General features: G+C 68.4%; 21 protein-coding genes and 1 pseudogene. All 22 read right to left on the minus strand.

Going from position 1 to position 19181, the window contains the following annotated elements:
• Positions 1-471: 471 nt before the first annotated feature.
• Positions 472-1740, minus strand: coding sequence for an adenosylhomocysteinase (locus tag A2X88_10305; protein OGP34320.1), 1269 nt, complete (start codon positions 1738-1740; stop codon positions 472-474).
• A gap of 31 nt (positions 1741-1771) precedes the next feature.
• Positions 1772-2929 (minus strand): methionine adenosyltransferase, encoded by a 1158-nt coding sequence (locus A2X88_10310; GenBank protein OGP34321.1) that lies wholly within the window; start codon positions 2927-2929, stop codon positions 1772-1774.
• A 49-nt stretch (positions 2930-2978) separates the two neighbouring features.
• Complete coding sequence (locus tag A2X88_10315) at positions 2979-4712, minus strand: phosphoenolpyruvate--protein phosphotransferase (GenBank protein ID OGP34358.1); 1734 nt, start codon at positions 4710-4712, stop codon at positions 2979-2981.
• A 38-nt stretch (positions 4713-4750) separates the two neighbouring features.
• Positions 4751-5038: a phosphocarrier protein HPr gene (locus tag A2X88_10320; protein OGP34322.1), complete on the minus strand. Its 288-nt coding sequence runs from the start codon at positions 5036-5038 to the stop codon at positions 4751-4753.
• A gap of 25 nt (positions 5039-5063) precedes the next feature.
• Positions 5064-5831, minus strand: a complete 768-nt coding sequence (locus A2X88_10325; protein OGP34323.1) for a hypothetical protein — start codon at positions 5829-5831, stop codon at positions 5064-5066.
• Positions 5819-6517: a hypothetical protein gene (locus A2X88_10330; protein ID OGP34324.1), complete on the minus strand. Its 699-nt coding sequence runs from the start codon at positions 6515-6517 to the stop codon at positions 5819-5821. Before A2X88_10330 ends, A2X88_10325 begins: the two co-directional genes overlap by 13 nt.
• Complete coding sequence (locus tag A2X88_10335) at positions 6514-6996, minus strand: hypothetical protein (GenBank protein ID OGP34325.1); 483 nt, start codon at positions 6994-6996, stop codon at positions 6514-6516. Before A2X88_10335 ends, A2X88_10330 begins: the two co-directional genes overlap by 4 nt.
• 2 nt (positions 6997-6998) lie before the next feature.
• On the minus strand, positions 6999-7412 hold the full coding sequence (locus A2X88_10340) for a hypothetical protein (GenBank protein ID OGP34326.1): 414 nt from the start codon (positions 7410-7412) through the stop codon (positions 6999-7001).
• Positions 7409-8311, minus strand: a complete 903-nt coding sequence (locus A2X88_10345; GenBank protein OGP34327.1) for an RNase adaptor protein RapZ — start codon at positions 8309-8311, stop codon at positions 7409-7411. Before A2X88_10345 ends, A2X88_10340 begins: the two co-directional genes overlap by 4 nt.
• Complete coding sequence (locus A2X88_10350; GenBank protein OGP34328.1) at positions 8308-8859, minus strand: hypothetical protein; 552 nt, start codon at positions 8857-8859, stop codon at positions 8308-8310. Before A2X88_10350 ends, A2X88_10345 begins: the two co-directional genes overlap by 4 nt.
• A gap of 31 nt (positions 8860-8890) precedes the next feature.
• Entirely contained in the window at positions 8891-9352 is a 462-nt protein-coding gene (locus A2X88_10355) for a PTS fructose transporter subunit IIA (GenBank protein ID OGP34329.1), read from the minus strand.
• Entirely contained in the window at positions 9349-9870 is a 522-nt protein-coding gene (locus A2X88_10360) for a ribosomal subunit interface protein (GenBank protein OGP34359.1), read from the minus strand. The genes A2X88_10355 and A2X88_10360 overlap by 4 nt, the downstream gene beginning before the upstream one ends.
• A gap of 48 nt (positions 9871-9918) precedes the next feature.
• Positions 9919-11358, minus strand: a complete 1440-nt coding sequence (locus tag A2X88_10365) for an RNA polymerase sigma-54 factor (protein ID OGP34330.1) — start codon at positions 11356-11358, stop codon at positions 9919-9921.
• 16 nt (positions 11359-11374) lie between these two features.
• On the minus strand, positions 11375-12097 hold the full coding sequence (locus tag A2X88_10370; GenBank protein OGP34331.1) for an LPS export ABC transporter ATP-binding protein: 723 nt from the start codon (positions 12095-12097) through the stop codon (positions 11375-11377).
• Positions 12094-12588, minus strand: a complete 495-nt coding sequence (locus A2X88_10375) for a lipopolysaccharide transport periplasmic protein LptA (protein ID OGP34360.1) — start codon at positions 12586-12588, stop codon at positions 12094-12096. The genes A2X88_10370 and A2X88_10375 overlap by 4 nt, the downstream gene beginning before the upstream one ends.
• A 62-nt stretch (positions 12589-12650) precedes the next feature.
• Positions 12651-13244 carry a hypothetical protein gene (locus A2X88_10380; protein OGP34332.1) on the minus strand — a complete coding sequence of 198 codons (594 nt, stop codon included), beginning with the start codon at positions 13242-13244 and terminating at the stop codon, positions 12651-12653.
• Positions 13241-13798 carry a phenylphosphate carboxylase subunit delta gene (locus tag A2X88_10385; protein OGP34333.1) on the minus strand — a complete coding sequence of 186 codons (558 nt, stop codon included), beginning with the start codon at positions 13796-13798 and terminating at the stop codon, positions 13241-13243. Before A2X88_10385 ends, A2X88_10380 begins: the two co-directional genes overlap by 4 nt.
• Positions 13795-14787, minus strand: a complete 993-nt coding sequence (locus A2X88_10390; protein OGP34361.1) for a D-arabinose 5-phosphate isomerase — start codon at positions 14785-14787, stop codon at positions 13795-13797. The genes A2X88_10385 and A2X88_10390 overlap by 4 nt, the downstream gene beginning before the upstream one ends.
• A 40-nt stretch (positions 14788-14827) precedes the next feature.
• A complete protein-coding gene (locus A2X88_10395; protein OGP34362.1) occupies positions 14828-15697 on the minus strand; it encodes a 3-deoxy-8-phosphooctulonate synthase in 870 nt (289 codons plus the stop codon).
• Between the two features lie 89 nt (positions 15698-15786).
• A pseudogene (locus tag A2X88_10400) lies at positions 15787-17388 on the minus strand (CTP synthase).
• Positions 17367-18095 (minus strand): hypothetical protein, encoded by a 729-nt coding sequence (locus A2X88_10405; GenBank protein OGP34363.1) that lies wholly within the window; start codon positions 18093-18095, stop codon positions 17367-17369. The pseudogene A2X88_10400 and the gene A2X88_10405 overlap by 22 nt, the downstream one beginning before the upstream one ends.
• 17 nt (positions 18096-18112) lie before the next feature.
• Positions 18113-19153, minus strand: a complete 1041-nt coding sequence (locus A2X88_10410; GenBank protein ID OGP34334.1) for an N-acetyl-gamma-glutamyl-phosphate reductase — start codon at positions 19151-19153, stop codon at positions 18113-18115.
• Positions 19154-19181 lie beyond the last annotated feature (28 nt).

Raw genomic sequence — 19181 nt, forward strand, 5'->3', positions numbered from 1 at the left:
CTGGGGAATAAGGGGCTCCTTCCTCCCCTCCTCGCCGCGTGGCTCCCCGGGGCCCTCTTCGCCGCGACCGGGGCGCTCCTCCTCCGGGGCACCCCCCGCTAGACAGCTCCCGACACAGGTCGCCCGGGACCGGGACCGCCGTTGACCTGGAACCCTGGCTCGCCGAAAGCCGCACCTCGCTCCACAGGCCTCCCTCCATCCCCCGCATCGCTGCGGGTCCCAGGCGGCGGGTGCCGCAGTCACAGGCGCCCTCGGGACGGGGCGCACACGGGGCGGAGCCAGCCGAAGGAGGGGGGATGAGCGGAGATAAAAAGATTGAACCGGGGGCGGAGGGCGGGCGAAGCGAACCCCCCTCAGAGGCGGCGGAGCCGGTCCCGGGCGCCCCCACGATTTGGCGCAACAAGAACCGGGGACCTCCCCCGCGAGCCAGGGGCCCGGTCCTCGATATCCGAATGGGGGCCGTGGGCCGGGCTAGGTGCCCATTTCCCAGGAGACGAGGTATCTCTTCTGCTCCGGGGTCAGCCGGTCGATGCGGACCCCCATCGCCCGGAGCTTGAGCCGGGCGATCTCCCGGTCGATCTTCTCGGGAACCGGGTAGACCCGGTTCTCGAGGTCGGAGCGGTGCCGGACCAGGTATTCCACGCCGAGCGCCTGGTTCGCGAAGCTCATGTCCATGACGGTCGCGGGGTGCCCTTCCGCGGCAGCCAGGTTGATGAGCCGCCCCTCCGCCAGGACGTGGACCGACCGGCCGTTCCGGAATCGGTACTCCTCCACGAAGGGGCGGATCGTGCGCACCGAGCGGGCCATCTTCCGCAGCGCGGGGATGTCGATCTCGACGTTGAAGTGCCCCGAGTTGCAGACGATCGCCCCGTCCTTCATCCGCGCGAAGTGCTCCCGGCGCAGAACGTGGAGGTTTCCGGTCAGCGTGCAGAAGATGTCTCCCGCCGGGGCCGCCTCGGAGAGGGGGACGACCTCGAAGCCGTCCATCACCGCCTCTATGGCCGGCAGGGGATCGACCTCCGTGACCAGGACCCGCGCCCCCATTCCCCGGGCCCGCATCGCGAGGCCGCGGCCGCACCACCCGTACCCGGCCACGACGAAGCAGGATCCCGCCATCAGCCGGTTCGTCGCCCGGAGGATCCCGTCGATCGTGGACTGCCCCGTCCCGTAGCGGTTGTCGAAGAAGTGCTTGGTTTTCGCCTCGTTCACCGCCACGATCGGGTAGCGGAGCACCCCCCGGTCCGCCATCGCCCGCAGTCGGATGACCCCCGTCGTCGTCTCCTCGGTTCCCCCGACCACCTCCCGCAGGTACTCCTTCCTGCGGGTATGGATGACGGAGACGAGGTCGGCCCCGTCGTCCATCGTCACGTGGGGCGCGACCGACAACGCCTGGAGGATATGGTCGTAATAGGTCTTCCGGTTCTCCCCCTTGATCGCGTAGACCGAGACCCCGTCGTGCTTGACGAGTGAGGAGGCCACGTCGTCCTGGGTGGACAGGGGGTTCGAGGCGCACAGCGCGACCTTCGCCCCTCCGGCGTCGAGGACCTGCATCAGCGCCGCGGTTTCGGTGGTCACGTGGAGGCAGGCGGAGATGCGGACGCCGGCGAGCGGCTTCTCCTTGGCGAACCTCTCCCCGATCGAGCGCAGGACGGGCATCTCCTTCTTCGCCCACTCGATCCGGTCCCTCCCCGCCTTCGCCAGGCGGAGTTCCTGGACGTCGTGCTGCTTCCCGCGGACCATCGACCCGTACCCCCTTTTGCTCGGTTTGCGCCTACCGGCCCGCGGCCTTGCGGAGCGCCTGGACCCTGTCCGTCCTCTCCCAGGTGAACTCGGGCAGTTCCCGGCCGAAGTGCCCGAGTGCCGCGGTCTTCCGGTAGATCGGCCGCAGGAGGTTCAGCTCCCTGATGATCATCGCGGGGCGGAGGTCGAAGGTCTCCCCGACCGCCCGGGAGATCCTCTCCGGCGGGAGCTTCGCCGTCCCGAAGGTCTCCACCATCACCGATACCGGCTCGGCCACCCCGATCGCGTAGGCGAGCTGGAGCTCGCACCTGCGGGCGAGTCCCGCCGCGACGATGTTCTTCGCCACGTAGCGGGCCATATAGGCGGCGCTGCGGTCGACCTTCGAGGGATCCTTCCCGGAGAAGGCCCCGCCGCCGTGGCGGCCGTACCCGCCGTAGGTGTCCACGACGATCTTGCGGCCGGTGAGCCCGGTGTCCCCGTGCGGGCCGCCGACGACGAACCGGCCGGTGGGGTTGATGTAGAATTTCGCCTTCCGGGAGAGCAGCTCCGGCGGGATGCACTTCCGGACGACCTCCTCGAGAATCCCCTCGGTGAGTTCCTTTCTCCTGACCTCCGGCCCGTGCTGGGCGGAGCAGACCACCGCGGTGATCTCCCGCGGAGCCCCGTCGACGTACCGCACCGTCACCTGGCTCTTGCCGTCCGGTCGGAGCCAGGGAAGCACCTTTTTCTCGCGTGCCTCGGTCAGCCGGCCGCAGATCCGGTGGGCGTAGGCGATCGGCATCGGCATCCGCTCCCGGGTCTCGTCGCAGGCGAACCCGAACATCATCCCCTGGTCGCCGGCCCCCTGCTTCCCGGGCGATCTCCGGTCCACCCCCCGGGCGATGTCCGGCGACTGCCGCCCGATCATCGTCACGACCCCGCAGTTGTGCGCGTCGAACCCCTTCGAGCTCCCCGTGTACCCGATCGAGGCGATCGTGTCCCGGACGAGGGCCGGGATGTCGAACTGCGCGGTCGTGGTGATCTCCCCGGCGACCATGACCAGGCCGGTGGTCACCATCGTCTCGCAGGCGACCCTTCCCCGGGGATCCTTCCGGAGGACCTCGTCGAGAACGGCGTCGGAGATCTGGTCCGCCACCTTGTCCGGATGTCCCCCGGTGACCGACTCCGAGGTGAACAGGTATTCGCTCATGTCCGCGACGCTCCTGGTTCCAATATGGGAAAAACCTACGGATTATACGTCAAAACCGGTCTTCCGGGAACAACTCTTCCAGCTTCCGGCGCAATATTTTTCCGATCTCCTCGGCGGTCCCGTGGGCGAGCAGGCTCCCGGAGAACTCCTTCGCCTCGTACGCCACCGACTTCCGGACGATCCGCTTCACGCGGGGAATGGAGGCGGCGTTCATGGAGAGCTCGTCCAGACCCAGCCCGAGCAGCACGTAGGTGTACATCGGCTCCCCCGCCATCTCCCCGCACATGGAGACCGGGATCCCGGCCTCGTGCCCCCCTTCGACGATCCTCCGGGTGAGCGGGAGGATGGCCGGGTGGAGCGGCTCGTAGAGATAGGAGACATGCTCGTTGATCCGGTCGATGGCCAGGGCGTACTGGATCAGGTCGTTCGTCCCGATGCTGAAGAAATCGACCTCCCGCGCGAGCAGGTCGGCTATGAGGGCCGCGGAGGGGATCTCGACCATGATCCCCACCGGCATCCGCTTGTTGAAGGGAACCCGCCGCCGCCGCAGCTCGGCGCGCGCCTCCTCGACGACCGCCAGCGCGGCCCGGAGCTCCCCGACCCCCGAGATCATCGGGAACATCATCCGCACGTTCCCGTGGGCGGAGGCCCGGAGAACGGCCCGGATCTGCTGCTTGAAGATCTCCTTCTCCCGGAGGCAGAACCGGACCGCCCGCAGCCCCATCGCGGGGTTCATCTCGGACGCCAGGTCGACCTGGGAGGCGAACTTGTCCCCCCCGAGGTCGAGGGTCCGCACGGTGACGGGACCGGTGCGGAACCGCTCCGCGACCCGCCGATAGGTCTGGAACTGCTCCTCCTCCGAAGGGAGATCCTTCCGGTTCATGTAGAGAAATTCCGTCCGGTAGAGCCCCACCCCCTCCGCCCCGCTCCGGAGGGAGAGGTCCGCCTCCTCCGGAAATTCGATGTTCGCGAGGAGCGTCAGCGCTTTCCCGTCCTTGCTGACGGCCGGCAGGCGCGCGAACTTCGCGAGGTCCCGGATCCGGACGGAGTAGGCCTTCTTCCTCTCGGTATACTCCCGCACCGCCTCGGGGGTGGGATCCAGGATCACGACCCCCTCCTCCCCGTCGACGATCACCTCCTCGGCTCCCCCGAACTCCTTCGTCACCTTCTCCAGCCCGACCACGGCGGGGATGTTCAGAGACCGGGCGGTGATCGCCGTGTGGGAGGTCCTGCTCCCGACGTCCGTCGCGAAGGCGAGGACGCTGCTCTTCTGGATCTGCGCCGTGTCCGCCGGGGAGAGATCGTGCGCGACGATGATCACCGGCTCCCGGATGGAGGCGACCGATTCCACCCCCCGGCCCGCGAGGTTCTCCAGGATCCGGTGCCCGATCTGGCGGAGGTCGTGTCCCCGCTCGCGGAGGTACTGGTCCTCGATCCGGTGGAAGGTCTCCAGCAGGTCCTTCAGGACCCGGTTGAAGGCCCAGTCCGCTTTGAACCGGTCCTCCCGGATGGCGCCGACGGTCTGGTCCACCAGCATCGAGTCCTCGAGCAGCGCGAGGTGCGTGGAAAGGATCTGGTAGGGCTCCGACGAGCTGTCCTGGATCTCCCCCCGGATCGCGCGGATCTGCTCCCGGGAGCGTGCCACCGCCCTCCGGAACGCGTCGACCTCGTCGTCGACCTTCTCCTTCGGGACGGTGGATAGGACGGACCGCGGCAGCTCCCGCCGCAGGAAGAACCCCTTCCCGATGGCCACCCCGGGGGAGGCCGGGATCCCCCGCATCACCTTCATCCCGCCCTGTCTCGCGGATCCGGGCATCCGGGCTACTCCTTTTCTCCGAACTTCTGGGCGATCAGCGTCCCGATCGCCTTGATCGCGTCGGCGGCGTCCGGTCCCTCCGCGCGCACCAGGACGAAGGACTCCCGGTGGGCGGCGAGCATCAGCACCCCCATGATGCTCTTCGCGTTGGCCTCCACTCCGTTCTTCGCGATCCGGATCTCGGAGGCGAACCGGTTTGCGAGCTGCACGAGCTTGGCCGCAGCCCGTGCGTGCAGCCCCAGCCGGTTCACGATTTCAAATTGCCGCTCCACCCGGTTCCTCCCCTCCTCCATCCGTTCACGTCCTCCCCGGCGTCCTTTACCAGAGAGTCAGGGTGCCGACGACGAGCAGGAACAGCAGGAGCTCCGACGGCGACACGGCCTTCCGGAAAAACGTGCTGAACAGATGCACCAGCAGGGCGGCGACGACAAGGACCGCCGCCGCCGTCGCGATTCCCCCGAACATCAGCGCGGTCCGGCTCCCGATCACCCCCGCGTAGGCGCCCCCCAGGATCGCGGCGACCAGCTTGCGGTCCTCGGTCTTTCTCGCGAGCCCCTCCCCCCGGAGAAACCGGGCCGCCCGCTCCTCCCCCTCCGTCCCGGCGACGAACCCGCGGTACCGGATCGCCAGGTGCGACACGTTGTACAACAGGAGCAGCGCCGCGATCCCCAGCAGCGGATGGACGAGGGAGAGGATCGCCCCCGCCGCCGCGGCCATCGGCTTGAGCGCCCCCCAGAAGTAGGAGTCTCCGATCGCCCCCAGCGATCCCATGAGCCCCACCTTGAAGGTCCCGATCGCCCGGGGATCGGCCTCCCCTTCGGCCACCCGCTCCTCGAGGCGGACGGAAGCCCCCAGGACGACCCCGGCCATCGCCGGGTGGGTGTTGAAGAACTCCAGATGCCGCTTCAGCGCCCGGATCAGCTCCTCCGGGCGTCCCTTGTATTGTTCCCGGAGCGCGGGGAGCATGCAGTAGGCGAACCCCACGTTCTGCATCCCCTCGTAGTTCCAGCACCCCTGCAGGAGGAACTGCCGAAGCCAGATCTTCCGGAGAACCGGACGGACGCCCCCGCCCATCACCCGGCCCACCGGAAGAGGAAGGTGGCGGCGAACACCGCCGTCATCGTCAGGTAGAAGACCGGCGCCGTCTTTTCCGTGCGGCTGCAGGAAAAGACGGACGCGGCGCCCAAAAGCGGGATCGCGGGGAGGAGGGCCGAGAGCTGCTCCCGGCTTTCCGGCCCGAAGCGGGGAAGGAGAACCCCGGAGAGGGAGACGCCGAGCCCCGCGAAAAGCAGGGAAAGCGCGACTCCGGAGGCCGCGAACAGACAGAGGCCGGCCAGGAGGCCGTGCCGGACCGCCTCGGAGTCGCCCCGCTCCACCGACTCCAGCGTGAGCCGCGCGATCCTCCCGTTCGCGCGCCGCACGAAACGGTCCGCGAGCTTTCCCAGCTCGGCGCACGGGACCGAGAGGAGCAGGATCGAGGTGAAGCTGCCGCCGTCGAGCCCGATGGAAGAGGAGGCCACCGCCGCCGCCGCCCCCCCGAACACCGCGGCTCCCGTGTCGTCGGGAGGAATGGAGGCCCCCACGGGGAGACGGACGAGGTAGAGAAGCTCCAGGACGGCTCCCACCTGGGCCCCCGCGGCGAGGTCCCCGAACACGGCGCCCATGATCGAGGCGACCACGAGCGGCCGGTGAAGCATCACCTGGAAGGCTGCGGTCCGGTCCAGGTAGCAGATCCCACCCAGAACGGCGGCCAGGAGAATGCTCCAGATCATCCTTCCCCCTCCCCGGCGTCGAAGGAGGTCCCGGGATCGAACGGCGTGGCCCGGATGGTGACGGACACCCCGAGGTGGGAGAGGCAATCCACCGCCTCGAAGTCCTCCTGTGCGAAGAAGACCGAGGGGGAGACCTCCACCTTCCCCGAGGAATAGTGCAGGTTTCCGATGTTCAGGGCGGCGTACCGGACCCCGCGGCGGTAGATCTCCAGCGCGTCCCCGGAAGAGGCGCAGAGCAGGATCGCCTTCTCACCCTTCCGGTCGATCTCGGACAGCACGCGGAGGACCTCGTTCACGGGGCAGAACACCACGTGGACGCCGTCGGGCACCGCCATCTCCATCACGGAGCGCAGGAAGGGATTGGCGACCAGGTCGTCGTTCGCCACGAGGAGGCAGTCGGCTCCGGTATGGGGAACCCAGGTCTCCACGACCTGGCCGTGGATCAGCCGGCAGTCCACCCTGACCAGCACGATCGGCATCGCTACTTCTTTTCGGCCTTTTTCCGGAGCATCTCCCCGGGGGTCGCGATGTTCCGCTTGCCGTAGTCGCGGATATACTCCGCCAGCTCCGGGAGAGGCATCGTCGTGCGGGCCATCGGCAGCTTGATCATCATCGGGAGGTTCACCCCCGTCACGATCTCCACGTTGTGCGTCCCCAGGAAGGAAAGTCCGATGTTGGAAGGGGTCCCCCCGAACATGTCGATCAGCAGGAGCACCCCGTTCCCGGAGTCGACCGTGCGGATCGCCCCCTCCATCGCCTTGTGGAACTCCTCCATCCCCATCTTCGGGTCCATCTCCACGGTGACCGTGTTCTCGATCTTCCCGACGATGATCTCCGCGGTCCGGAGCAGCTCGAGCGCGAGCCGCCCGTGGGAGGCCAGAACGATTCCGATCATTTCGAACTCCTGCCCGGCGGGGAAGACCGGGAGATGTCGCGGTGTGTCACGACGGGGGGATTCCCCCCGCGCGACAAGGCGGCCGAAACCGCCTCGGCCAGCGCCACGGAACGGTGCCTGCCCCCCGTGCACCCCACCCCCAGGGTGAAATAGGCCTTCCCCTCCTTTGTATAAAGGGGGAGGAGAAATTTCAAGAACGAGGTCAGCTTTTCCAGAAACTTCCGGGTGACCGGGAAGCCGGTCACGTGGTTCCGCACCCGCCGGTCCAGTCCGGTGAGGCTCTTCAGGCCGGGGACGAAGTTCGGATTGGGGAGGAACCGGACGTCGACCACCATGTCGGCCTCAAGCGGGATCCCGTACCGGTAGCCGAAGGAGACGATCCCCACCTGGAGGCTCCCCCCGTGCTCCTTCCGGAAGCGGCGCAGGAGGGCGTCCCGGAGCTGGTGCACCGTGTACTGGGAGGTGTCGAGCACCGTGTCGGCGGCTTCCCGCAGGGGGGCGAGCATCTCGCGCTCCCGCCGGATCGCCTCCTTGGCCCCCCCCTTCCCGGCGAGGGGGTGCTTTCTCCGGGTCTCGCTGAAGCGGCGCAGCAGGACGTCGTCCCCGGCGTCGAAGAAGAGGACGTGAACGTCGTGCGGCCCCCGGCGAAGCTCCTCCAGGACCCGGGTGAAGCCGGCCAGGAATTCCCGGCCCCGCACGTCGGCCACCAGGGCGATGCTGGCCGTGTCCCCCCGGGCCTCGGACACGAGATCCACGATCCGGGGGAGCAGGACGAGGGGGAGGTTGTCGACGCAATAGTACCCGATGTCCTCTAACACCTTCGTGGCGGTGCTCTTCCCCGACCCGGAGAGCCCGGTCACGATCACGACGCGGACCCTCCGCCTCCCGCGGGCGCTCATTCCTTCGGGCCTCCTCCCCCCGCCCGCCGCCCCTGCCGCTCGACGAGCCCGCGCGCGGAGAAGACCCCCTGCGTCTTGAGGAGGTGGTTCCGTACCGAGACCTCCACGATCGTCGCCAGGTTTCTCCCGGGGGATACCGGTATCAGGAGCGTGGGGAGGCTTACGCCGAGGATCTCGAACCGGCTGTCGTCCACGCCGAGACGGTCGTACTCCTTCTTCGAGTCCCATTCCTCGATCCGGATCACCAGCTCCACCTTCTTGCGGTCCACGGCGGCCATGAGCCCGAAGAGGTCCCGGATGTTGATGATCCCGAGTCCCCGGATCTCCATGTGGTGACGGGTCAGCTCGTCTCCGGCCCCCAGGACCGTTTCCGCGCCGCGCCGTTCCAGGTGGATGACGTCGTCGGACACCAGGCGGTGTCCCCGGAGGATGAGGTCGAGGGCGCACTCGCTCTTCCCGACGCCGCTCGGCCCCAACAGCAGCACGCCGACGCCTAAGACCTCCACCAGCACGCCGTGGATCGTCCCGTGTTCCCCCGTGACCGGCACTTCGGAAGCCTCCTTCGCCGGGGCAGGTCCGCTATCCCCGGCCGTCCTCCTCCTGGAAAATCCTGCGCAGTCCGTCGGCGTCCGCGGCCTCCAGGAGGGACCGCCGGAACCGCTCGTCCTTGAGGAGCCGGGAGATCCGCGCGAGCGCCTTCAGGTGCATCCCGGCGGAGTACTCCGGGGCCATGATGACGAAGAACAGGTGGGCCGGCTTCCCGTCCAGGGAGTGGAATTGCACCCCCTTCCGGCTGCGGCCGAAGGCGGCGACCAGCCGCTCGATCCCGGCCACCTTCCCGTGCGGGATGGCCACGCCGTCCCCGATCCCGGTGCTGCCGAGGCTCTCCCGCTCCATCAGGATCGACGTCAGCCGGTCCGCCGGCAGCGACGGGACCATCCCCGAGATCACTTCCGAAAGTTCGCGGAGGACCCCCTCCTTGGTTTCGGCGCGGAGGTCGTCCAGCACGGCCGCGGGAGTCACGATGTCCAGGATCTTCATCGGGCCATCGGCTCCGTGAACCCGATGTTCCCGTCCTGCTGCCGGAACACGACGCTGGGCTGGTTCGTCTCCTGGTTGATGAACAGGAAGACGTCGATCTTCAGGATGTCCAGATGGTGCGCCGCGTCCTCCACGCTCATCGGCTTGGGCAGGAAGTTGTCGTACCGGACGATCAGGGGCCCGGCCTCCTCCCGGATGGTGAGGGAGGAGCCCGACACGAGGGGGGCATGCCCCTGCCCCTTCTCCTTCCGCTTCTCCCGGTATTTCTTCAGCTGCCGCTCGACCTTGTCGCACACCAGGTCGATGGCGGAGTACAGGTCGTCGGTCGATTCGAACGCCTTGACCGTGATCCCCTTCGCGTTGAAGAAGACCTCGGCGATGTGCCGGTATTTCTCCACCGAGAGCGTCACGTTCGCCTCGAAGGGGTCCTCCAGGATCTTCTGCACCTTGCCCAGCTTCTCGGTGACATACTCCTTGAGCGGCTGGCTCGGGTTGATGTGACGGAACGTCACGGAGATGTTGCTCACGCCTACGCCCTCCTTATGGGTATTGCGGATTCGCGGACATCAGAACAGCTTCTTTCGCTTCGAAGAGGGGAGCACCCCCATCGACTGCCGGTACTTCGTCACCGTCCGGCGCGCGATCCGGATCCCCTGGTTCCGGAGCAGCCGGACCAGGTCCTGGTCGCTGTAGGGCTTCTCCCCCTCGCTCCGTAGGATCTCCCGGATCTTCTCCTGCACCGACTTGGAGGCGATGTCCTCCCTCCCCCCTTCCCGGTTCAGCCCGGAGTTGAAGAAGAACTTCAACTCGAAGATCCCGTGGGGGGTGTACAGGTACTTCCCGCTCGTGACCCGGGACACGGTCGACTCGTGCATCGAGATGTCCTCCGCCACGTCCCGGAGGGTGAGCGGCTTGAGGTGCGTGGAGCCCCGCTCGAGAAAGGCGTCCTGGATCTTCACGATGCTTTCCACGACCTTGTAGATGGTCCGCTGCCGCTGCTGGATGCTCTTGATGAACCAGAGCGCGGAGTTGACCTTCTGCTTGAGGAACTCCCGGTCCTCCTTGCCGAGCTTATCCCCGGACTGGAGGAGGTCCCGGTAGTAGGAGGAAAGGCGCAGCCGCGGCTGCCCGTCCTCGTTCAGGGTGATCACCCACCGGTCGTCGACCCGGAACACGTAGGCGTCGGGGGTGATGTACTGCACGTCGTCGCCCGAGAAGGCCCTCCCCGGCTTGGGCCAGAGGGTGACCAGCTTCTGGAAGGCCTCCTTGACCACCTCCCGGGAGACCTTCAGCCGCCTCGCGATCCCGGCGACGTCCCCCCGGGAGAACAGGTCGAAATGCTCCGTCAGGATCCGGACCGGGAGGGAGAACTCCTCTCCCTTCTCCCGCGCCTGGATCAGGAGGCACTCCCGGAGGTCCCGCCCCCCCACGCCGGAGTGTTCGAGCGACTGGATCCTCGAGATCGCCTCCTCCACCTCGGCCAACGGCTTCCCGAGGGCTTCCGCGGTCTCCTCCGCGGACACCTTGAGATACCCGTTCTCGTCGAGGTTTCCGATCAGGTAGTGGGCGATCTCCCTCGTGGTCCCGGAGGCGTCCGAGAGGCGGATCTGCTCCTCGAAAACCTCGGAGAGCGACGGCTTCCGGGTCAGCAGGTTCTCGTAATAGGGGCGGCCGTCGTCCTCCTCCCGCTCCCGTTCTCCCCGGGCTCCTCCCGACGTGGCGCCGTCCCCGAAGTAGTAGTTCCAGTCGATCCGGTCGATGAGGCTGTCCTTGGCCGCCGGAGGGGGAGCCTCCTCCGCCGTCTCCGTCTCCGGGGCCGCGTCGGCCTGCTCCTCGCCCGCCCCCTCCGACGTCTCCTCCAGGGCGGGGTTGACCTCCAGTTCCTCCCGGACCGCCTGCTGAAGCTCCAGGCGCGAAAGTTGCAGAAGCTTGATCGCCTGCTGCAGCTGCGGGGTCATCACCAGCTGCTGGGTCAGCTTCAGCGTCTGTCTCAGCTCTAACGCCATTCCGCTCCCGTACGTCTCACAGGGAGAACCGCTCCCCCAGGTAGATCTCCCGGACGCGCGCAGAGGCCGCGATCTCCTCCGGGTCCCCGGCGAGGAGGATCTCCCCCTCCGAGATGATATAGGCGCGATCGCACACCTTCAGCGTGTCGCGCACGTTATGATCCGTTATTATAACCCCGATCCCCCGTTCTTTTAATCCGAGGATCACCTGTTGCAAATCGGCCACAGAAATCGGGTCGATCCCGGCGAAGGGCTCGTCCAGGAGGAGGAACGCGGGCGAGATCACCAGGGCGCGGGCGATCTCCACGCGGCGCCGCTCCCCCCCCGAAAGAGCATATCCCATCGAGTCCGCCACGTGGGAGATCCGCATCTCCGAAAGGAGCCCCCGGAGGCGCTCCTCCCGCTCCCCGGGGGAGAGGGGCAGCTCCTCGAGGAAGGCGAGGATATTCTCGCGGACCGTCAGCTTCCGGAAAACCGAGGGCTCCTGGGGGAGATAGCCGAGCCCCATCCGGGCCCGCCGGTGCATCGGGAGCCCGGTGATCTCCGACCCGTTCAGCGTCACGGTGCCGCCGTCGGGCCGGATCAGACCGACCATCATGTAGAAGATGGTGGTTTTTCCGGCCCCGTTGGGCCCCAGCAGCCCGACGACCTCCCCCGGGGCGATCTCGAGCGAAACCCCCTTGACCGCCTCCCGGTTCCGGTACCGCTTCCGCAAGCCCTGGACGGCAAGGGCGTTCACCGGTCGGTCTTCTCCTTCCGCTCCAGGATGCCCCGGGGATGGATCACGGCGCGGACCCGTCCCCCCTCTCCTCCCGTCACGACGGACCGGTTTTCCTGCAGGAAGATCGTCACCGTGTCCCCCTTCAGGGAGTCCTCTCCCTGCACCAGCCCGGCCCCTCCCGAGAGGACGATCCGCTGCTCCTGGTTGTAGAAGACCGCCCGCTCGCCGCGCGCCTCCCTCCCCGCGTGGAGGACGCGGACGTTTCCCTCGGCGGTGATCTTCTCGACGCTTCTTCCCGTCCCCTGATATTCGGCGAAGAGCCTGTCCGAGAAGAGGGTCACCTCCCCCTGCTTCGCCCGGACGTTCCCCTCGAAGGTGACCGTCTCCTTCACGCTGTCGGCCAGGAGCCGGTCCGCGGTGATCTCGATCGGGAGATTCCCCTGCACATCGGCCCGCGCTCCCTTCCCTTCCGCAGCCTGCAGGGAACGGCTCCATGCCGCAAGGGCCAGGAGGGCCAGCAGGCAGACCCTCCACCTCCCGGCGGTCCGCCCGCCGCATCGGAACGTTCTTGTCATCGTGTCCCCCCCCTCTCCTTCCGGGCCGCATCCTTCCCCAGCCGGTCGGGAACCACGAGGCTCTCCGGTGCGGAAAGTTCCACGGTCCCTTCCTCCCATCGCCAGACCAGGCCGCTCCCCGTCACCCGGACTCCCGGGATCGAGAGGATGGCCTTCCCCGCGGTCAACCGGCGCTCCCCAAGCTCCACCCGCGCCTCCGGAACCGAGGCGGTCCACCCGCCGCCGCTCTCCGCCGTCCCCCCTTCCGGGAGATCGACAGTCCCGCGTTCCATGTCCCACTCCCCGCGCGGGGCGCGCACCACGACCTTGTCGCCCTCCCCCTTCAGTGTCAGCGTCACCCGTTGCGCCGAGAACCGCTTCGACAGCACGGCGTAGGAGGCCGATTCCGCCGAGAACCGTTGGGACCGGCCGTCCGCCCGGATCTCGCGGACCTCCACTCCCCCCAGGAGGATCTCCGGCTCCCGGTACCGCGCGGCGGCCGACCCGTTTCCCCCGAAAGTCTGCTGGCTTTTCGCGGCCTGCAGGGAGAGCAGATAGGCCCAGGAGAACAGCGCCAGCGCGGCCGCCGCCAGCACGATCCCCCGGATCATCCCGGGCTCCCGTCCCGGAAATACTTCCCGGCCACCTGCTCCCAGAGGCCGCCGGACCGGAGGATGAACTCGACGATCTCCCGTACCGCTCCCTGCCCCCCCGGCCGGGAGGAGACGTAATCGGCGGCGGACCGCACATATTCCTCGGCGTCGGCGACCGCCGCCGCGAACCCCACCTGCCGCAGGAGCGGCAGGTCGACGACGTCGTCCCCCACGTAGGCGGTCTCACCGGGGAAGATTCCCCGTTCCTCCAGGATCTCCCGCCATGCGGCCACCTTGTCGAAGACCCCTTGACGGACCAGGGAGATCCCCAGCTCCTCCGCCCGGACGGAAACCGCCTCCGCGCTTCTGCCGCTGATGATCCCGACCTCGATCCCGGCGCGCTGGATCATCTTGATCCCGTGCCCGTCGCGCACGTGGAACCGCTTGCTTTCCCGTCCCTCACCGTCGTAGGTGATCCCCCCGTCGCTCAGGACGCCGTCGACGTCCAGCAGCAGGATCCGCACCTTCCCCGCCTTGGCGGCGGCCCCGGGCCTCGCGAGGGGAGGGGTCATCCGATCCCCGCCTTGAGCAGGTCGTGAATGTGGACGATCCCTACCGGGCGGTCCTCCCCCTTCTCGTCGAAGACGAAGAGGCTGGTGATCCGGAACTCCTCCATCTTCCGGAGGGCCGACGCGGCGAGCTCGCTGGAGAGGATCCTCTTGGGGTTCGGCGTCATGACCTCCCGGGCCTTCGTCCCGAACAGATCGGTCCCCCGCTCCATCGCTCTCCGGACGTCCCCGTCCGTGATCACCCCCGCCAGGGCCCCCCTCCCGTCGGACACTCCCGTCACGCCGAGCCGCTTCGAGCTGATCGTGAAGAGGGCGTCCTTGAGCGGGGTGTCCCCGGAGACCAGCGGAATCTCCTCTCCCCGGTGCATGACATCCGCCACCGACTGGAGCCGGTGCCCGAGCGCTCCCCCTGGGTGGAGCTGCGCGAAATCCTCCAGGGAGAGCCCCTTCTCCTCGAACAGGACGACCGCCAGCGCGTCTCCCATCGCCAGGCTGGCCGTCGTGGAGGAGGTCGGGGCGAGCCCCAGGGGGCAGGCCTCCTCCTTGACCCCGACGTCGAGGGTCACGTCCGCCAGCCGGGCGAGGGTGGAGCCCGGTCTCCCCGTCAGTGCGATCAGCGGAAGCCCCAGCCGCTTGAAGATCGGCAGGATCCGGGCGATCTCCTCCGTTTCCCCGGAGTTGGACAGGGCGATGATCGCGTCCCCCTTCCGGACCATTCCGATGTCCCCGTGCATCCCCTCGGCCGGGTGGAGGAAGAAGGCCGGGGTCCCGGTCGAGGCGAGCGTCGCGGCGATCTTCCGCCCGATCAGCCCCGACTTCCCCACGCCGGTCACCACCACCTTTCCGGTCGTGTTGAGCAGGATGTCGATCGCCTGCGCGAAGTTCTCCGCAAGCTTCCCGCAAAGCCCCTCGATCCCCCGCGCCTCGGTGGACAACACGCGGGACGCCCGCTCCGCGAGCTTCGCCGCCCGGTTCGTCCCCCCCTCGCTCATCGCCGGTACCGCCTTTCTCCGTCGTTTCACGTCCGCCATCTCACCCCCCGGACCGCTGGGACCCGCGGCCCGCCGGGCCCGCTCCCCCCGTCGCCTCCACGGCGCTCCGGATCGCCAGGAGGGTCCGCAGGAGCGGCTCCAGGTCGTCCAGCGGGAGGCTGTTGGGGCCGTCGGAGAGGGCCCGCTCCGGGTCGGGGTGGATCTCGAGAAAGACCCCGTCGGCCCCTGCCGCCACCGCCGCCCGGGCGAGGGGCCCCACGTACCGCCGGTCGCCGGCCGACGCGCGCCCGGCCCCCCCGGGAAGCTGAACGCTGTGGGTGGCGTCGAAAAGGACCGGGCAGACCGCCTCCCGGACCGCAGGGATCCCCCGGAAGTCGACCACCAGGTTGTTGTATCCGAAGGTGGTCCCCCGCTCGGTCACCAGGACCGACCGGTTGCCGGTCGAGGCCACCTTCTCCACGGCGTTCGCCATGTCCCACGGGGCCATGAACTGCCCCTTCTTGATGTTCACCGGAAGTCCCGTCTCCCCCGCGGCCAGGAGCAGGTCGGTCTGCCGGCAGAGGAAGGCGGGGATCTGGAGCATGTCGACCACCTCCGCGGCCGGCTTCGCCTGGCGCGGCTCGTGGATATCGGTCGTCACCGGCAGGCCGGTCCGTTCCCTGACCCTCCCGAGGATGCGCAGCCCTTCCGCGAGGCCCGGCCCCCGGTAGGAGTCCCGGGCCGACCGGTTCGCCTTGTCGAACGATCCCTTGAAGACCGCCTGGATCTTCAGGCGGGAGACGAGAACGGCGAGCGCATCGGCGACCGCAAGGGCGAGCGGCTCCGACTCGAGAACGCAGGGACCCGCGATGAACAGGGGCGGACAGCCGGCTCCGGCCTGGAACCTCCCGGCGATCGCGACCCGCTCGATCAACGACCGGCCTCTTTCGGGACCGGCCGCGGGGAGCTCTCCGTGACGGAGGAGACGCTCTCGGACGCGGCCGCCTGCCGCGTAAAGGCGAGCGCCGCACCGATGAAGTCCCGGAAGAGCGGATGGGGGGACATCGGCCGGGACTGGAACTCGGGGTGGAACTGGCAGCCGAGGAACCAGGGGTGGCCGGGGATCTCCACGATCTCCACCAGCCGGTCGTCGGGCGACAGCCCGCTGATCCGCAGCCCCTTGGAGGAGAGGAGATCCCGGTACTCGTTGTTGAACTCGTACCGGTGGCGGTGCCGCTCGGAGACCTCGGGGACCCCGTAGGCCCGGAAGGCGAACGAATCCCGCGCCACCCGGCAGGGATAGGCCCCGAGACGCATCGTCGCCCCCTTGTCCTGCACCTCCCGCTGGTCGGGCATCAGGTCGATCACGGGGCACTCGCTCCCGGGGTCCAGCTCCCGGCTCGTGGCGGCCGCGACGCCGCAGACGTTCCGGGCGAACTCCAGGACGGCGACCTGCATCCCCAGGCAGATCCCGAAGAAGGGGACCCGGTTCTCCCGGGCATACCGCACGGCGGCGATCTTCCCCTCCACCCCCCGCGAGCCGAAGCCGCCCGGGACGAGGATCCCGTCGGCCCCCTTGAGCAGCGCCTCGGCCCCCTGCCGCTCGACCTCCTCGGAATCGACATACCGGTGGAGCACCCGGATCGAGTGGGCGATCCCCCCGTGTGTGAGCGCCTCGTTCAGGCTCTTGTAGGATTCCCGGAGGTTGACGTATTTCCCCACGATGGCGATCGTGACCTCCCCCACCGGGTTCTTCCACTGCTCGGTGACCCGGGTCCACGCCTCGAGCCGGGGCTCTCCCGCCCAGATGTTCAGCAGCTCCATGATCTTGTCGTCGAGTCCCTCCTGGTGGAAGACCAGGGGAACCTCGTAGATCAGGTCGACGTCCCGGGCCGTGATGACCGCGTCCTCGGTGACGTTGCAGAAGAGGGCGATCTTGGCCTTGATCTCACGCGGGAGCGACCGGTCGGTCCGGCAGAGGAGGATGTCGGGTTGGATGCCGATGGAGCGCAGCTCCTTCACGGAGTGCTGGGTGGGCTTGGTCTTGAGCTCCCCGGCGGTCCGGATGTGGGGGACGAGCGTCACGTGGACATACAGGACGTTCTCCCTCCCCCGGTCGGTCCTCACCTGCCGGATCGCCTCGAGGAACGGGAGGCTCTCGATGTCGCCCACCGTCCCCCCGACCTCCACGATCGCCAGGTCGTATCCCTGCGCCGCCGAATAGATGACCCGCTTGATCTCGTCGGTGATGTGCGGGATGACCTGCACCGTGCCGCCGAGGTAGTCGCCCCGGCGCTCCTTCGTGATCACGGAGTGGTAGATCTTCCCCGTGGTGCAGTTGTTCTTCTTCCCCATCCGTGTGGAGGTGTACCGCTCGTAGTGGCCCAGGTCCAGGTCGGTCTCCGCTCCGTCCTCGGTCACGTAGACCTCCCCGTGCTGGAACGGGTTCATCGTCCCGGGGTCCACGTTGATGTAGGGGTCGAGCTTGAGCATGGTGATCCGAAGCCCCCGGGCTTCCAAAAGCGCCCCGATGGAGGCGGCGGCCAGCCCCTTGCCCAGGGAGGAGACGACCCCCCCCGTGACGAAGATGTACTTCGGCTTTACGGTCTTTTCCGGGCGCATATCCTCTGCTCCACCGCGAGAAGGTCCTCGGGGGTGTCCACGCCCACCGAGTCGAACTCCACGTCCACGACGCGGATCCTGAACCCGTTCTGCAGCACCCGGAGCTGCTCCAGCCGCTCCGCCTCCTCGAGGGAGGAGGGGGAAAGGGCGGAGATCCCGAGCAGGAAGTCCTTCCGGTACCCGTAGATTCCCAGGTGTTTCCGGTACCGGCCGGTGCCGGAGTCACGGTAGTGGGGGATGGGGGACCTGGAAAAATAGAGCGCGTCCCCGCGGTCGTCGACCACGACCTTGACCACGGAGGGACGGACGAACTCTTCGGGGTCCTCCCGGAGCAGCGCCGCGGTGGAGATTTGAACCTCCGGATCGGCGAGCAGCGGCCCCGCGACCGCGTCGATCACCGAGGGGTGCATCAGCGGCTCGTCGCCCTGGAGGTTGATCAGGATCTCCTCGGACAGACCCCGCGCGGCTTCCGCCACGCGGTCCGTCCCCGAGACGCAACCGGGGGACGTCATGACCGCCTCCCCCCCGAACCCCCGTACCGCCTCGGCGATCCGGTCGTCGTCGGTGGCCACGACGACGCGAGAGGCGCACCGCGCGTTCACCGCATTGTTCCAAACATACCACACCATCGGACGACCGTCTATCGGGGCCAGCGGCTTCCCCGGCAGCCGGGACGATCCGTACCGGGCGGGAATCACCACGGCCACGCCTCTTCCGGCCGCGCTCACGGGAACAGCGTCGCCTGCCGCAGACCTTCCTCCTCCGGATGGCCCATCATGAGATTGAAGCACTGGACGGCGGCGCCCGAGGCCCCCTTCACCAGGTTGTCGATCGCCGCGACCGCGATCACCCGCCGGCTCAAGGCGTCGTGGGAAACCGCCAGGTCGCAGCGGTTGCTTCCCCGCACATCCTTCGTGGAGGGAAGGACCCCGTCCGGGCAGACCCGCAGGAACGGCTCCTTCCCGTAAGCCTTCCGGAACGCCCGGTCGATCTCCTTCCGCGTGACCTTCGGCCGCGCGACGGCGTAGCAGGTGGCCAGGATCCCGCGGACCATCGGGAGGAGGTGCGGGACGAAGGTGACCGCGACCGGTTCCCCGGCGGCGAGGGAGAGCTCCTGGTCCATCTCCGCGTTGTGCCGGTGGCGGGGCAGACCGTAAGGCCTCACTCCCCCCTCCACCTCCGGGTAGTGGAACCCGGGCGCCGGGCTCCTTCCCCCGCCGGAAACCCCGGTCTTGCAGTCCGCCACGATCCCCTGCCGCTCGATCAGCCCCTCCCGCAGGAGGGGGTAGAGCGCCAGGACGACCGCGGTGGGGAAGCAGCCTGGGACCGCCGCCAGCGGCGCCTTCCGCAGCTTCGCCCGGTAGACCTCGGGGAGGCCGTACACCGCCTTCCCCAGGAGGCCGGGGTGCCCGTGCCTCACGCCGTAGACCGCCTCGTACTCCGCGGGGCTGCGGAACCGGAAATCGGCCGAGAGATCGATCACCCGGACCCCCCGCTCGAGCAGTTTCCCGGCGACCGACTGGGACACCGTGTGCGGAAGGGCGAGAAAGGCCGCGTCGAACTTCTCCCCGAGCATCTCCTCCATCTTCCCGAACCGGACCCCGCCGAGGCTGCCGCGGAAGGGGAAGAAGGCCCGCTCCACCGGCTGGCCGGAGTGCTGTTCGGAGGAGAGCGCCGTGATCCTCGCCCGCGCGTGGGACAGCAGCAGCCGGATCAGCTCGAACCCGGTGTATCCCGTCGCCCCGAATATGGCTACCCTGGTCATCGTCGTTTCCTCTTTCCCGTTTCCCGGC

Source organism: Deltaproteobacteria bacterium GWC2_65_14, from assembly GCA_001797615.1.
Taxonomy (GTDB): Bacteria; Desulfobacterota; Deferrimicrobia; order Deferrimicrobiales; family Deferrimicrobiaceae; genus GWC2-65-14.

Bases quoted from the DNA above. Each gene is read 5' to 3' on its own strand.
- A2X88_10305 (OGP34320.1), bottom strand. From the start codon at position 1,740: ATGGTCCGCGGGAAGCAGCACGACGTCCAGGAACTCCGCCTGGCGAAG.
- A2X88_10310 (OGP34321.1), bottom strand. From the start codon at position 2,929: ATGAGCGAATACCTGTTCACCTCGGAGTCGGTCACCGGGGGACATCCG.
- A2X88_10320 (OGP34322.1), bottom strand. From the start codon at position 5,038: ATGGAGGAGGGGAGGAACCGGGTGGAGCGGCAATTTGAAATCGTGAAC.
- A2X88_10330 (OGP34324.1), bottom strand. From the start codon at position 6,517: ATGATCTGGAGCATTCTCCTGGCCGCCGTTCTGGGTGGGATCTGCTAC.
- A2X88_10335 (OGP34325.1), bottom strand. From the start codon at position 6,996: ATGCCGATCGTGCTGGTCAGGGTGGACTGCCGGCTGATCCACGGCCAG.
- A2X88_10340 (OGP34326.1), bottom strand. From the start codon at position 7,412: ATGATCGGAATCGTTCTGGCCTCCCACGGGCGGCTCGCGCTCGAGCTG.
- A2X88_10345 (OGP34327.1), bottom strand. From the start codon at position 8,311: ATGAGCGCCCGCGGGAGGCGGAGGGTCCGCGTCGTGATCGTGACCGGG.
- A2X88_10355 (OGP34329.1), bottom strand. From the start codon at position 9,352: ATGAAGATCCTGGACATCGTGACTCCCGCGGCCGTGCTGGACGACCTC.
- A2X88_10365 (OGP34330.1), bottom strand. From the start codon at position 11,358: ATGGCGTTAGAGCTGAGACAGACGCTGAAGCTGACCCAGCAGCTGGTG.
- A2X88_10380 (OGP34332.1), bottom strand. From the start codon at position 13,244: ATGATCCGGGGGATCGTGCTGGCGGCGGCCGCGCTGGCGCTGTTCTCC.
- A2X88_10385 (OGP34333.1), bottom strand. From the start codon at position 13,798: ATGACCCCTCCCCTCGCGAGGCCCGGGGCCGCCGCCAAGGCGGGGAAG.
- A2X88_10390 (OGP34361.1), bottom strand. From the start codon at position 14,787: ATGAGCGAGGGGGGGACGAACCGGGCGGCGAAGCTCGCGGAGCGGGCG.
- A2X88_10410 (OGP34334.1), bottom strand. From the start codon at position 19,153: ATGACCAGGGTAGCCATATTCGGGGCGACGGGATACACCGGGTTCGAG.